We start from the raw sequence: 272 nt of genomic DNA on the forward strand, positions 1-272 counted from the left end.
CTCGTGGCTGCTTTCGACACGGGCGTCGACACGCGTAATGACGAGGAGCGGGCGTATTTCGTCATGGAGCTTGCCGAGGGCCGGGACCTCCGCGCCGTGCTCGCCGATGGGCCGCTGCCAGTGTGGGAAGCCGCGAATATCGGTTTTAGGATCGCTGAAGCCTTGTCCGAAGTCCACGCCCGCGGGGTCATCCACCGTGACATCAAACCCGCGAACATCCTCGTCTCGGGCGGGGATGTTCATACCCAATCCGTGAAGCTCGCGGATTTCGG

Annotated in this window: 1 protein-coding gene; it reads left to right on the forward strand. The window is 63.2% G+C overall.

Features of this window, described 5'->3' with window-relative positions:
* On the forward strand, nt 1-272 hold a 272-nt coding region (locus SB679_RS24300; RefSeq protein ID WP_410704820.1), incomplete at both ends, for a protein kinase domain-containing protein.

Origin of the sequence: Chryseobacterium sp. SIMBA_029 (genome assembly GCF_046535275.1) — a bacterium.
In the GTDB taxonomy this organism is placed as follows: domain Bacteria; phylum Bacteroidota; class Bacteroidia; order Flavobacteriales; family Weeksellaceae; genus Chryseobacterium.